Source organism: Pirellulales bacterium, from assembly GCA_036267355.1.
GTDB lineage: Bacteria > Planctomycetota > Planctomycetia > Pirellulales > DATAWG01 > DATAWG01.
On sequence record DATAWG010000033.1, the window covers coordinates 15,041 to 28,525 of the forward strand.

Sequence of the window (13,485 nt, forward strand, 5' to 3'; positions counted from 1 at the left end):
TTCTCCGCAGCACCTTCATCCCCTTGGGAGAGGGCGGGGTGAGGGGTTCAAGAAACGGAAGTTAATTTTCGGTCAATCTCAAAAGCACCGTTCGCGCACCACGTCACCAACATGGTAATCCAGCCTCACCGAAGGCAAAACGGCGCCGAAGGGCAAGAATCGGCAGGGCCGGCTACGAACCGACCCGACATATACCCATGGCGAAAGAGGGTCAAGAAAGCCCGCAAGAAGAAGCCTTGGTTTCTTTCGCTCGGACTTCACTGCAAGATGCGGAAGAAGTTCATCGGGAAGAAGCGAACGTTCGGCATCTTTGCGCGACGAGACGGCTCAATGGTACCGGGCACACTCCGAGCGCCGTCTGTCCCGCTCTGTGCGCAACCCGCCGCGGAGCGCAGACGGCACACGGAGTGTGCCTGCTACGTTGGTTGCGGCAAGGCCGCTCTCGTGTGCCAATCCGCATCGTAGCGGATGGATCAAGCCAGCTTCATTGCCCTGCCCGACCTGTGGGCGCCTCATCGATCGCCGGCCGATGATCCATTGCGACGGCATTGTTTACGAGCGGCAACCGCACGACAAATTCGCTCCCCTGCCCTGGGCCGGCGCTACGCGCCTCGACGCTTCCGCCGTGCGCTCTCACGAGCCGATGGACGAGCGCCAGCCCGATTCCCAATCCGCCTTGCCGCCTGGTCAGCCCATCGTCGCCTTGCGTGAACATTTCAAAAATCGAGGGAAGCAGTTCGGGTGAAATGCCGATCCCGTTGTCGCTCACTCGCAACACCACGCTACTTTCCTCCCGATCGCCTCGCAACGCAATCCGCCCTCCGCGCTCCGTGTATTTCGCCGCGTTGGTCAGCAGATTCGAAAACACTTGAATAAGCCGCGCGGGATCCGCATCCAACATCAACGTTTCGGCCGGCAGCGATACCGTCAATTGATGACCCGATCGTTCTATCAATGGCAAGCATGCTTCGACAGCGGTTTGCACCACGTCCGCCAGTTCGACGTGCTCCTTGTGAAGCTGAAGCTTGCCTTGCCCGACGCGGCTCACATCCATCAGATCGCCGACGATCCGCGTCATCTGATCCACTTGTCGCTCCATCATCCCCCGAGCGCGTTCGATGGCCGAGCGGTCTTCGCCGGCAATCTGCATGATTTCCAACGCATTGCGGATCGGCGAGAGCGGATTTCGCAGTTCGTGGGCCACTGCCGCGACGAACTGGTCTTTGCGCTCGTTGGCAGCCACGAGTTCGGCTTCCACCCGGCGACGCAGCTCCACTTCCTTTTCGAGTTGCCGGCGTTGCTCTTCCGTGCGGGCCCTGGCCGAGCGAATCTCATGAAACAACCAACTGATCATCACCCCTTCGCCGAGAAACATCGCACACCGCACCCGATCGCTCAGCTTGCGGGGAATGAGGGTGCCTTGATCGATGAAGAGAACCGTGCCGACGATCAGCGAAAGCACGGTCGCCAGCAAGCCCGGCTTCATCCCCCCAAACCAGGCCGCGATGGCCACCGCCCCGGCAAAGATCGACAGCGGCGCATCTTCCCCCAGAGCGCGGCCAAGAAGCGGCCCGCGCAACACCATCGCGGCGCCGACCACGGCAACGGCGACCGCATAGCGCGCAATCGGCCGCTTCATGCCTCGCCGAATCCCGTTTCGCACGGTGGTTCCATCCAAGGCGTGCTCCAATGCTGCTCGCAGCTAGGGCCCCATGCACCGCGTAAGATGCGTTGCGCAATCGTCGCAGGCAACGCATGCAACGTGTTATACGCAGCAAACCCCTCGGAAGTTCCGGAAAGGCCGAAGGCTTAAGGCTACAGGCTACAGGTACGAAGAACTTCCGCCGGGCCTTTTTCCTCGTCATGCGTGTGCACCCGTGTAATCCGTGGTGCCCTCTTCGGCATTCTTGCGTATTCGCGTTTTTCGTGGTTAACCTCGTCGTTGTTTCGTGGTCATGTCCACAGGTTCCGATCGAGCATGCGGTAGTTGATCGCTTCGTTGAGATGTTGCGGGCGGATGGTGGCGCTAGAATCGAGATCGGCGATCGTGCGCGACACGCGCAGCACTTTGTCGTGCGCCCGGGCCGAGAGGCCCAACTCCGTCATGGCCGCGCGGAGCAAGTTCATGCATTCGTCGTCGAGCTTGCAATGCGCGCGAAGCTGGCGGTGAGGCATGTGGCCGTTGTTGCGCGTCGGCGTGCCCGCGAACCGCTCGCGCTGCGCCGTGCGCGCCGTGACGACGGCCTCGCGCATCTGCGCGCTCGACGTGCCCGGCGCCCCGGAGGAAAGTTCCTTGAATGCCACCGCCGGCACTTCGATGTGAATATCGATGCGATCCAATAGCGGGCCCGAAATCTTGCTCATATAGCGCTCCACCTGCGGCACCGAGCAATTGCAGTTGCGCCGCGGATCATTGCGATACCCGCACGGACACGGATTCAGCGCCGCCACAAGCATGAAGCTGGCCGGAAAGGTCGTGCTCGACAGGGCGCGGGCGATCGTCACCGTGCCGTCTTCCAGCGGTTGCCGCAACACTTCGAGCGTGCGCCGGTTGAACTCGGGCAACTCGTCCAAAAAAAGAACGCCGTTGTGCGAAAGCGAAATTTCTCCCGGCGACGGCACCGATCCGCCGCCAACCAAACCCGCGTCGCTGATCGTGTGGTGCGGCGAGCGATACGGCCGGGTGGCCAAGAGCGGCTGCCCGGCCCGTAGCAAGCCCATCGCGCTATAAATCCGCGTCGTTTCGATCGATTCGCTAGCCGTCAGGTCGGGCATGATCGTCGGCACGCGCTTGGCCAGCATCGTCTTGCCACTGCCGGGCGGGCCGATCATCAGCAGATTGTGGCCGCCGGCCGCCGCGATCGTCATCGCGCGCTTGGCCATTTCCTGGCCGCGGACATCGGCGAAATCGACATCGTACACGGCGAACTGGCGGAACCATTCGTCGACCCGGGCCGGCGTCGGCTCGATCTGCAGTTCGCCGGAAAAAAATCCGACCGCCTCGCTCAGGCTCGACACCGGAATCACTTCGATCCCTTCGACCACCGCCGCCTCGGCAGCGCTCGAGCTCGGGACGACCAACCCGCGCAGGCCTTGCTGCTGCGTGGCGGCGATCGCGATTGAGAGCGCCCCGCGAGTCGGCCGAGTGTTGCCGTCGAGCGCCAATTCGCCGACGACCGCATATTCGCGGAATTTTTCCGACACCAATTGCCCGCTGCCGGCCAGCAATCCGAGCGTAATCGGCAGATCGAACGACGCCGCCTGCTTCGGCAACTCGGCCGGCGCGAGATTGATCACCACCCGGTCCTGCGGGCGTTGAAATCCGGAATTCACCAGTGCCCGTTCGACCCGATGCGTGCATTCCTTGACGACCGCTTCGGGCAGCCCGACCAACACGGTTTTCGGCAGCGCCCCAGGCGAAACATCCACCTCGACATCCACCGGCAGCGCCTCAATGCCCAAAAGCGAAAACGTGCGAAGTTGAGCGAGCATTGGCAGCGGCGAGGCTAGAGACGAAGGGCGAGTGAACAGAGGTCAGGGGCCGGACGCCAGATATCAAGCGGAACGCCCATTTTCAGATGCGCTATCGCCGCGTGCAATAGCGCGCTGCCTCGCCCGCGTCCGCGTGATTGAACCGTGTTGGCGATGCGGATTCAATTGGAGTAAACTGCACCAAGCCGGCCGTGCCCGTCGGATACGTCACAAAGCGTGGCTCGAATTCCAACAGAAAAAATGCGGCGAATGATGAATTTCGAATGAAGGCGCCAACGTAGCAGGCACACTCCGTGTGCCGTCTGCGCTCCGCGGCGGGTTGGGCACGGAGCGGGGCCGACGGCACACGGAGTGTGCCTGCTACATTGGATGCGCCTTACGGTCGCGTGCTGCGCCGCTTTGATTTTTGCGGCAATATTCCCGGCAGCGCGCCGGCACTGATCGCGCTGCGCGCGCCGCTGTGGCTTTGTCGAGCCCGAAGGCGCCAACGTAACAGGCACACTCCGTGTGCCGTCTGCGCTCCGCGGCGGGTTGGGCACAGAGCGGGGCCGACGGCACACGGAGTGTGCCTGCTACGTTGGGTGCGGCCTTACGGCCGCGTGCTACGCCGCTCTCATCTCTTTAGCCGATTGACACCGTCGGCCGTTCGTGCACGATGAACACTAACAACGAGGAGGTCGGTCGGTGGACGTGCTCGCGATTCTTTATCCAAACGGGCTGGGGCTGTTCACCGACCTGTATCAGGTCACGATGGCCTACGGTTATTGGAAGACGGGAGTGCAAGACCGCGACTCGGTTTTCCAGCTCTTTTTCCGCTGCAACCCATTCCGCGGCGGGTATACGATTGCCGCCGGACTCGAAACGGCGATCGACTATCTCGCGCACCTTCGTTTCAGCCATGAAGATCTGGCCTATCTCGGCTCGCTGGTGGGCAACGACGAGCGTCCGCTGTTCGAACCGGCGTTTGTCGACTATCTGGGCCGGATGCGGTTCGGCTGCGATGTCGATGCGATTGCCGAAGGGACGGTCGTGTTTCCGCACGAGCCTTTGGTCCGCGTGCGAGGACCTCTGCTTCAGGCGCAAATGCTGGAGTCTGCGCTGTTGTGCATCGTCAATTTTCAGACGCTCATTGCCACAAAAGCGGCGCGGATCGTGATGGCGGCACAAGGCCAACCCGTGCTGGAATTCGGTCTGCGCCGGGCGCAAGGGATCGACGGCGCCCTTTCCGCGAGCCGCGCTGCATTCATTGGCGGATGCGCGGCCACGTCGAATCTGCTTGCCGGCCGGTTGTTCGGAATTCCCGTTCGCGGAACCCATGCCCATAGTTGGGTGATGTGTTTCGACGACGAACTCGAGGCGTTTCGCCAATACGCCAGGGCGATGCCCAACAATTGCGTGTTCCTGGTCGACACGTACGACACGTTGCAAGGCGTGCGCAACGCGATCACGGTCGCACGCGAATTGCGCGAGGCCGGGCATGAAATGGTCGGAGTTCGGCTCGACTCGGGCGATCTGGCGTGGCTCAGCATCGAGGCCCGGCGACTGCTCGACGAAGCCGGTTTTCCCGAGGCGAAAATCGTGGCGAGCAACGAGCTCGACGAAAACATCATTGCAAACTTGCAGCAGCAAGGGGCGAGAATCGCCGTGTGGGGCGTGGGCACGAAGCTCGTCACGGCCTTCGACGATCCGGCGCTTGGCGGAGTGTATAAGCTCGCCGCTGTTCGTTCCCGCGGCGGCCCGTGGCAGTACAAGGTGAAACTTTCCGAGCAAGCGATCAAAACATCGAATCCCGGGGTTTTGCAAGTCGCGCGCTATTATTCGGCGACCGAAGCGATCGGCGACATGATCTACGACGAGGAACAGCCCGCGGAGGGAGAGTCGGTCGCCATCGATCCGCTCGATCCGACGCGGCGCAAGAAGATGCCGCGGGATGCGCGGCGCGAAGATCTTTTGCTCCCCATTTTTCGCCAGGGCAAATTGGTCTACGAGCCGCCCAAGCTGGCCGCCATTCGCGAGCGAACCGAACGGCAACTGGCCGCCTTTCACGGCGGCATCAAAAGATTCGTCAATCCGCATCAATACCCGGTCGGCTTGGAAGCCGGATTGCACGAACGAAAAACGAAATTGATTCTGCATGCGCGTGAGTTGTCGCCCTGAAATCCGCTCGCCGGCGATAAGGAAAGCCAACCGATGGACGCACTCATTTTGGTCGACTTGCAAAACGATTTCTGCACTGGCGGCGCGCTCGAGGTTCCCGACGGAGAAACGGTGATTCCGGTCGTGAACCGCGTGCAACCGCAATTCGAACTCGTCGTGGCGACGCAAGATTGGCACCCGCCCAATCACGCGAGTTTTGCGGCCAACCATCCGGGCAAGCAACCCGGCGACGTCATCGAATGGAACGGCCTGTCGCAGATTCTGTGGCCGGTGCATTGCGTGCAAGGAACAAGCGGAGCCGAGTTTTATCCGACGCTGGATCGATCGCGGATCGCCAAAATCTTCTCCAAGGGCACGAACCCGGATATCGACAGCTACAGCGGATTCTTCGACAACGGCCATCTTCAAGCGACCGGTCTCGGCGATTATCTGAAATCGCGCGGCGCCGGGCGCGTCTACGTGTGCGGTCTGGCAACCGATTATTGCGTGAAATTCACGGCGCTTGATGCAGTCGCACTGGGCTTTGAAACGCATCTGATCGAGGGCGCCTGCCGCGGAGTAAACTTGCGACCGACCGACTCGCGCGACGCCGTCGCCGAGATGCACAAGCGCGGCGTGACCATTGCATGAGCCCGGACGAATTCATCGCGCCGCACTAGCCCGAAGCGTTAGCGAGGGAGCCGCGGAGAATGACTCGCGAACGCTTCGGGCCACTATTGCTCAGCGTGTATCAGATTTCCGGCACTTGGAGTAATCCGGCTGAATGGCTTGGCAACGGCGCCGGCGTCGCGGATGGCCGCTTTCACAGCGCCAAGGCGAGCGAGCCGCTACAACACCGGTCCGAGCGTCCAGGGCACGAACTCCTCGTCGCCCAGATTTTGCTGCTCGCTCTTGGTCGATTTGCCGCTGGCGACCGCGAGAATTTCTTCGAAGATTTCGCGGCCGACATCAGCCACCGGGCAACCCGCGAGGATGCGGCCGGCGTCGAGGTCCATGTCGTCGATCATTCGGCGATACAGCGGCGTGTTCGAGGCGACCTTGATCGAAGGCGTGGGCTTGCAACCGAAGCAGCTTCCGCGACCGGTCGTGAAGACGATGATGTTCGCGCCCCCCGCCACGATGCCCGTGACGCTCACCGGATCGAGCCCCGGCGTGTCCATGACGACCAATCCGCGGGCATCGACTTCGGCGGCGTAGGGATAGACTTCGACCAGTTCGGTCGAGCCTCCCTTTGCCACAGCGCCGAGCGACTTTTCGTAGATCGTCGTCAGTCCGCCGGCTTTGTTGCCCGGCGAGGGGTTGTTGTCGAGCACTGCGCCGAAGACGCCCGCATACCACTCCCACCAGCGAAGCTTCTCGAGCAATTTCTCGGCCACCTGGGGGTTTCTTGCGCGGCAGGTGAGTAGTTGCTCGGCGCCGTAGATCTCTGATGTTTCGCCGAGAATGACGGTGCCGCCGGCGGCGACGAGCATGTCGGCCGCGACGCCGAGGGCCGGATTGGCGGTGATGCCCGAGTTGCCGTCCGACCCGCCGCAATTCGTGCCGAGGATGATTTCGCTCGCGGCAACCGGCTCGCGGCGGACGTCGTTCGCTCGGGGCAATAATTGCGCGACGAGTCGCACGCCTGCTTCGATCGTGCGGTGCGTGCCGCCGAAGTCTTGAATGCTGAGCACGGGCGGGCGGCGAGCGGTCGCTGCGGTCGCTCCGTTTGGCGCTGGGGCGCCGATGCCGTCGATCTGCACCAGCCGCTGGTCGTCGAGCAAATGGCCGATCGTTCCCGTTTCGCACCCCAAACCGAGCAGCACGTATCCGCCGATATTCGGGTGCTTTGCAATTCCACCGAGGACACGGTTGAGAATTTGATGCTGCAGCCCGCCATATTGCATTCCGCAGCCGCCGCCATGCGTGAACGCCACGACGCCATCGATATTTGGAAAATCTCGTCGCAGGGTTTCCGCATCGAATCGCCGCGCGATTGCACGGCTGACCGAGGCCGAGCAGTTGACCGAAGAGATGATCGCCAGATAGTTCCTCGTGCCCGACTTTCCGGACGCACGACGGTAGCCGAGAAACGTTCGTGCGGCCAGCGAAAGATCGCGCGGCGGCGGCAACATGCCGGAGCCGGCAGCGCGATCCTGGCCGCATTGCGTCGAGCCCGGATTGCGATCGATCACGCCGGCCGACAGATTGTGCGAATGGACCCATTCGCCGGGTTCGATCGGCTCGCTTGCGAAACCGATCACGTGGCCGAATTTGAACACCGCTTCGCCCGCCGCGAGCGGAGCGATCGCGATCTTGTGGCCCAGGGGCACGGCGCGGCGGAGCGGGATCCGGTGCGAGCCGGCGACGAACGTTTCTGCGGCCGCCAAATCGCGCGCTGCGACCACGACGTTATCGCGCGGATCAAGCCAAACGACGTCGGCTCGTCGGCAATCCATCTGATGTGCGCTCAAGTCGTGCGTGTTTCCGTCGTGAAGGTTCGGTTCGGAGTAAGGCTTGCCGTCTTTGGGGGCAAGTCACGCGATGCCGGCCAGTTCGGCGCGGTATCTTGCCGCGTCGGCGGCTGAAAAGCAACAGAAGATCACCCGCTCCGGGAAGCCGTTGTCGCGCAGCCATTGCGATACCGTTGCCACGGCGATCTTGCATGCCTCCGGCTTGGGATAGCCGAAGATGCCGGTCGAGATGCAAGGAAGGGCGATGTCGGCCAAACGCTTGTCGGCCGCGATTTCCAAAGCGGATCGGTAGCACTTAGCGAGCAACTCCGGCTCGCCCATGTCGCCCCCGTCCCAAATCGGTCCGACGGCGTGGATCACGTAGCTGGCGGGCAAGAGATAGCCGCTCGTAATCCGGGCCTCGCCTGTCGGGCAACCGCCGATTTTTCGGCATTCCTCGGCAAGCCCTGGTCCGGCCGCCGCATGGATTGCGCCGCACACGCCGCCGCCGGGCAGCAGCGCGTCGTTGGCTGCATTCACGATCGCCGCGACGGCCAGAGAGGTGATGTCCGCCTCATCGACCCGCATCCGCTCCGCGATATCCATTTTCGTTGCGCCTTTATTGTCTCGTAGGTTTTTTTCCTTGCTGCCGCGGCTGCGCGATCGAGCGGTGCTGCTCAAGCGCTGCCGTCGGCCAGGCAGCGTTCCAAAGCCTCGACTTCGAAACTGCCGCCGACGACAAGCGGAGTCCGCTGGTGCACGCTTTCCGGTTGGATGTCCAAAATGCGCCGCCGGCCGTCGGTCGCCATGCCGCCGGCCTGTTCGATCAGAAACGCGATTGGATTGGCTTCGTAGAGCAGCCGCAATTTGCCGCCCGGATAATCGGCGGTCGGCGGATAGAGAAAAATTCCGCCTTTGAGCAGCGTGCGGTGAACATCGGCCACCATCGAACCGATATAGCGTGAGCCGTAGGTGCGCCCCAGGCGGCCGGATCGAAGCACGTCCAAATAGGTGCGGTATCCCGGGGGAAACGCAGGGCTATTGGCATCGTTGACCGAATAATATTTCCCGTGCTCCGGGATGCGGATATTTTCGTGGCTCAACAGAAACGCGCCGACCATCGGATCAAGCGTAAACCCGTGGACGCCGTTGCCGGCGCTATACACCAGCACGGTCGACGAGCCGTAAACCACATACCCGGCCGCCACCTGTTTCGTCCCCGGTTGCAGCACCCAACTCGTCACATCTTGATAATCGGCGTCCATCGGCCGCGTCAGAATCGAAAACGTCGTGCCAACGCTCACCGCCGTATCGATATTCGACGAGCCGTCGAGGGGGTCGAAGATCACGGCATAACGGGCCTTGGCCGATCCGTGCGGCACGATCATCGGGTGCTCGTTTTCCTCGGAAGCCAGGATGCCGATGCTGGGGCGCGACGCCAGACAGTGCAACAGTGCTTGATTGGCAAACACGTCGAGCTTCTGCTGCACCTCGCCTTGCGGGTTCACCGCGCCGTGGCTGCCGAGGATCCCGGTCAGGCCGGCCTGACGGACTTTGGCCTGAATCATTTTCGTGGCCAGCGTGATGCCCGAGAGCAGCCAGGAAAACTCGCCCGACGCGCCGGGAAACCGCTTCTGCTCCTGCAAGATGTGCTGCTGCACGGTAAGCGGAGTATTGTCGTCGGGCGAGGGAAAACTTTCGGTATCGACGCGCGTCGGCCGATTGCGGGAATTTTGTTCGATCGGGCTCATTGACCGGTTCCGAGAGACGAAAGCAGGGGCGGAATATCTTGCAATTATCGTTCTCCGTCCGGCACCAGAGCAAGGGGGCCTGTGCTCGCCGTCGGCTTGCGTCAAGTGCGCCGGTGCATTTCTCCGACCGCGCCTGGCTCGAATCGTGAGGGCCGGACGTGTAAAATTCCCTATCCGGAAAAATCCTTTCCATCCACAGGCGAAGCGATGAATACCAAACCGCTCGGCGATTCCGACATGCACATCAGCCCGCTCGGTTTCGGAGCTTGGGCGATCGGTGGGCCCGGCTGGGCTTTCGCCTGGGGCGCGCAAGACGATGGCGATTCGATCGCGGCCATCCGCGAAGCGCTCGATGCCGGCATCAATTGGATCGACACCGCCGCCGCATATGGCTTGGGCCATTCCGAGGAAATCGTGGCCAAGGCGCTCGAAGGAGTCGCTCGGCGGCCCTATGTCTTCAGCAAGTGTAGCCGAACGTGGAATGAGCGGGGCGAAATGGGCAAATCGCTGAAGGCCGACTCGATCCGCCGCGAATGCGAAGCCAGCTTGCGGCGGCTCCGTGTCGACGCGATCGATCTCTATCAAATCCATTGGCCCGAGCCGGATGAAGACGTCGAAGAAGGCTGGTCGACGCTGGCCGCGCTCAAAGCGGAAGGGAAGGTGCGCTATATCGGCGTGTCGAATTTCGACGTGCCGCAGATGGAGCGGGCGGCGAAGATCGCCCCGATCACATCGCTTCAACCTCCCTATTCGCTGTTGCGCCGCAATGTGGAATCGGAAATTCTTCCCTATGCAGCGCGGAACAAGATCGGAGTGATCGCCTATTCGCCGATGGGCTCCGGCCTGCTCACCGGCGCGATGACCCGCCAGCGGATCGCCGATTTGCCGCAAGACGATTGGCGGCGGCGGAACCCCGATTTTCAAGAGCCAAAGCTATCCCGCCATCTCGAGCTGGTGGAATTGCTCAAGACGATCGGCGAGCGAAATGGGCAAACGCCCGCCGTGATTGCCCTGGCTTGGGTGCTGCACAATCAGGCCGTCAGCGCGGCGATCGTCGGTCTGCGGCGGCCGGGCCAACTCGCAGGCGTAATCGGCGCGGCCGATTTCTATTTGAGCCCGACCGACATCGTCGAAATCGAATCCTTCCTCGGCGATTCGGCCGGATAAAGAATTCACGAAGAGGTCTCACGCGGAGACGCGGGGTACGCGGAGAAAAGAAGAATAGAATAAAAGAGAATAAATAGGATAGATGCGGCGCAGGCAATCACATCCTTCTCTGTCCTCTTCGTCTCCGCGTCCTCTGCGTCTCCGCGTGAGACTGCCCTCGTCAATTTTGTGCCGCCTATGAAAAATCGGCCTCAGGCGGTATCTTGCTCATTGGAAAAACGGGGGTTCCTGCAAAGGAGATCGTCATGGGCCTGTTCGACGGAAAGAAGGGATTGATTCTTGGCGTGGCGAACGATCACTCGATCGCCTGGGCGATCGCCAAGCAAGTGATGGCCGACGGGGCCGTGTGTGGATTCACCCATCTTCCCGACCGGCCGGACGACGAGCGGCAGCGCAATCGCCGCCGCGTGGCCCAATTGACCGATCCCGAGCCGAACGCGAAATTTCTGATCCCGCTTGATGTTGGCAAGGACGACGACATCCGCGCCGCGATGAAGCGGACCGGCGACGAATTCGGCAAGATCGATTTCCTGCTCCATTCGATCGCCTTCGCCTCGATGGACGACCTGAAGCGCGACACGATCGACACCAGCCGCGACGGCTTCAAGCTGGCGATGGATATCAGCGTGTACAGCCTGCTCGCCGTGTCGGCGGCCGCCCGCGAAATCTTGGCCCCCCGGGCGTCGATTCTGACGATGACCTATTTCGGCGGCGAAAAGGCGGTGCCGGGATACAACGTGATGGGCATTTGCAAAGCCGCCCTGGATGCGTCGGTGCGCTACTTGGCCTACGATCTCGGTCCGCGGGGAGTGCGCGTCAATGCCGTTAGCGCCGGGCCGGTGCGCACGCTGGCCGGCCGGGCTGCGGGCGTGGAAGACATGGTGCCGCTGTACGAAAAAATGTCGCCGATGCAGCGCAACGTGACGCATGAGGAAGTCGGCCGCATCGGAGCGTTCTTGCTCTCCGACATGTCCGACGGCATCACCGGCGAAATCGTGCATGCCGATTGCGGCTACAACATCATGGGCTCTCCGGGCCGATTGCTCGATGCAATTCCCAAGGGATGAAAACGACGTCCGACGCGCGCCGGCCGACGAAGAGCAGCCCACGCGAAGCCGCGGAGACGCGGCGGAGCGGCGCGAGGGCCGGCAACGTGGTTGCTCGCAGGCGGAGTCGCAGCAGCAGATTGCCGTGGCGATTGTCGAGCATGACGGACGATTTCTGGTTGGCGTGCGTCCGCCGGGGCGGCCGCTGGCGGGGCTATCGGAATTTCCCGGCGGGAAAGTTCTTGCCGGTGAATCGGTCGCCGAGGCCGCGGTCCGCGAATGCCGCGAAGAGACGGGGCTAACTATCGCTGTCGGCGCGCCGCTCTCAATCGTCGAACACAATTATCCGCACGGCCGGCTGGCGTTGCACTTCTTCCGCTGCACGTTGCTTGATGCGAACCGCCCGGTTCCAGCCGCGCCCTTCCGTTGGCTCGATCCGCACGAATTGGCTCAACTCGAATTCCCGGAAGCGAATCGGGCGATCATACGAGAACTGTTGCGACAATCGGCGGCCCCCGGCAAACTCGAACGGTAGGCGCGCGGAACCATCGAAAGCGCAACCATCGTCGCCCTCGCATTCGGACAGACCCGCGACGTTTGTGAATTTACCGCCAATTGTGCTGACCCCACTCAGCGTCGTCGTCCTTGCGCTGTTCGTCTGCGCATTTTCGCTGGCCGCGCCGTTCCTTCCCGGAGCGCAGAACATGATCGGGATCTTGATCATCGGCATTGCGATGTGGGAGGCATGGAAATTCACCAAGGCCCGAGCGCTGCCGATTCATGGCCCCTACCAATTAGGCCCGAACCCGCAGCAATCCGGCCAGCCGTCGGTCGCGATCTCAGCCGCCGATACGGGCATCTCGCCGGGGGTGGCGTAAGGCAACTCGCAGATCGCTGCCAGCACCAGTGGCACGCCAGAGCGGCCTTTGGCCGCAACCAACGGAGCAGGCACACTCCGTGTGCCGTCTGCGCTCCGCGGCGGGTTGCGCACAGCGCGGGGGCAGACGGCACACGGAGTGTGCCTGCTACAATTGAGCCATTTCGCCGCGCGGTTCCGAAGATTTCGACCGTTCTCCGCAACTTGCGGAGAATTTTGGAGCTCCGCCAGAGCGGCCTTTGGCCGCAACCAACGTAGCAGGCACACTCCGTGTGCCGTCTGCGCTCCGCGGCGGGTTGCGCACAGAGCGGGGCAGACGGCACACGGAGTGTGCCTGCTACATTGAGCCGTCTCGCCGGGCAAAGATTGCGAATGTTCGCTTCTTACCGATGAACTTCTCCATAACCTGCGGAGAAGTTTTGGAATTCCGCGAGTGTGCCATTGGCAGAGCCATCGGCACACCAGAGCGGCCTTTGGCCGCAACCAACGTAGCAGGCACACTCCGTGTGCCGTCTGCGCTCCGCGGCGGGTTGCGCACAGAGCGGGGCAGACGGCACACGGAG

The 13,485-nt window shown here is 62.3% G+C and carries 11 protein-coding genes; 6 read left to right on the forward strand and 5 right to left on the reverse strand.

The genetic code is table 11. From position 1 onward, the window contains the following. Positions 1 to 484 precede the first annotated feature (484 nt). Complete coding sequence (locus tag VHX65_05365) at positions 485 to 1,639, reverse strand: ATP-binding protein (GenBank protein HEX3997960.1); 1,155 nt, start codon at positions 1,637 to 1,639, stop codon at positions 485 to 487. Positions 1,640 to 1,953: 314 nt separating this feature from the next. Next, positions 1,954 to 3,492, reverse strand: coding sequence for a YifB family Mg chelatase-like AAA ATPase (locus tag VHX65_05370; GenBank protein ID HEX3997961.1), 1,539 nt, complete (start codon positions 3,490 to 3,492; stop codon positions 1,954 to 1,956). A gap of 684 nt (positions 3,493 to 4,176) precedes the next feature. On the opposite strand from VHX65_05370, the gene VHX65_05375 reads away from it, so the two are divergent. Further along, positions 4,177 to 5,649 (forward strand): nicotinate phosphoribosyltransferase, encoded by a 1,473-nt coding sequence (locus tag VHX65_05375; GenBank protein ID HEX3997962.1) that lies wholly within the window; start codon positions 4,177 to 4,179, stop codon positions 5,647 to 5,649. Positions 5,650 to 5,682: 33 nt separating this feature from the next. Next, complete coding sequence (pncA, locus tag VHX65_05380) at positions 5,683 to 6,279, forward strand: bifunctional nicotinamidase/pyrazinamidase (protein ID HEX3997963.1); 597 nt, start codon at positions 5,683 to 5,685, stop codon at positions 6,277 to 6,279. Between the two features lie 197 nt (positions 6,280 to 6,476). Here the strand turns inward: pncA and VHX65_05385 are convergent, their stop codons facing one another. The 3 genes from VHX65_05385 to fbp form a co-directional block, all read right to left on the reverse strand. Then, on the reverse strand, positions 6,477 to 8,087 hold the full coding sequence (locus VHX65_05385) for an altronate dehydratase family protein (GenBank protein ID HEX3997964.1): 1,611 nt from the start codon (positions 8,085 to 8,087) through the stop codon (positions 6,477 to 6,479). A 78-nt stretch (positions 8,088 to 8,165) separates the two neighbouring features. Beyond that, positions 8,166 to 8,687: a macro domain-containing protein gene (locus VHX65_05390; protein ID HEX3997965.1), complete on the reverse strand. Its 522-nt coding sequence runs from the start codon at positions 8,685 to 8,687 to the stop codon at positions 8,166 to 8,168. Positions 8,688 to 8,758: 71 nt separating this feature from the next. Continuing rightward, the gene (fbp, locus tag VHX65_05395; protein HEX3997966.1) at positions 8,759 to 9,832 is read right to left on the reverse strand and encodes a class 1 fructose-bisphosphatase; all 1,074 of its coding nucleotides are present in this window, start codon (positions 9,830 to 9,832) and stop codon (positions 8,759 to 8,761) included. A gap of 207 nt (positions 9,833 to 10,039) precedes the next feature. Between fbp and VHX65_05400 the strand changes: the two genes are divergently transcribed. From VHX65_05400 to VHX65_05415, 4 genes are all read left to right on the forward strand, one after another. Then, positions 10,040 to 10,999 carry an aldo/keto reductase gene (locus tag VHX65_05400; GenBank protein ID HEX3997967.1) on the forward strand — a complete coding sequence of 320 codons (960 nt, stop codon included), beginning with the start codon at positions 10,040 to 10,042 and terminating at the stop codon, positions 10,997 to 10,999. A gap of 245 nt (positions 11,000 to 11,244) precedes the next feature. Further along, the gene (locus tag VHX65_05405) at positions 11,245 to 12,066 is read left to right on the forward strand and encodes an enoyl-ACP reductase (GenBank protein HEX3997968.1); all 822 of its coding nucleotides are present in this window, start codon (positions 11,245 to 11,247) and stop codon (positions 12,064 to 12,066) included. Then, complete coding sequence (locus VHX65_05410) at positions 12,047 to 12,580, forward strand: (deoxy)nucleoside triphosphate pyrophosphohydrolase (GenBank protein HEX3997969.1); 534 nt, start codon at positions 12,047 to 12,049, stop codon at positions 12,578 to 12,580. Before VHX65_05405 ends, VHX65_05410 begins: the two co-directional genes overlap by 20 nt. Positions 12,581 to 12,662: 82 nt before the next feature. Then, on the forward strand, positions 12,663 to 12,923 hold the full coding sequence (locus tag VHX65_05415) for a hypothetical protein (protein ID HEX3997970.1): 261 nt from the start codon (positions 12,663 to 12,665) through the stop codon (positions 12,921 to 12,923). The last annotated feature ends 562 nt before the right edge of the window (positions 12,924 to 13,485 follow it).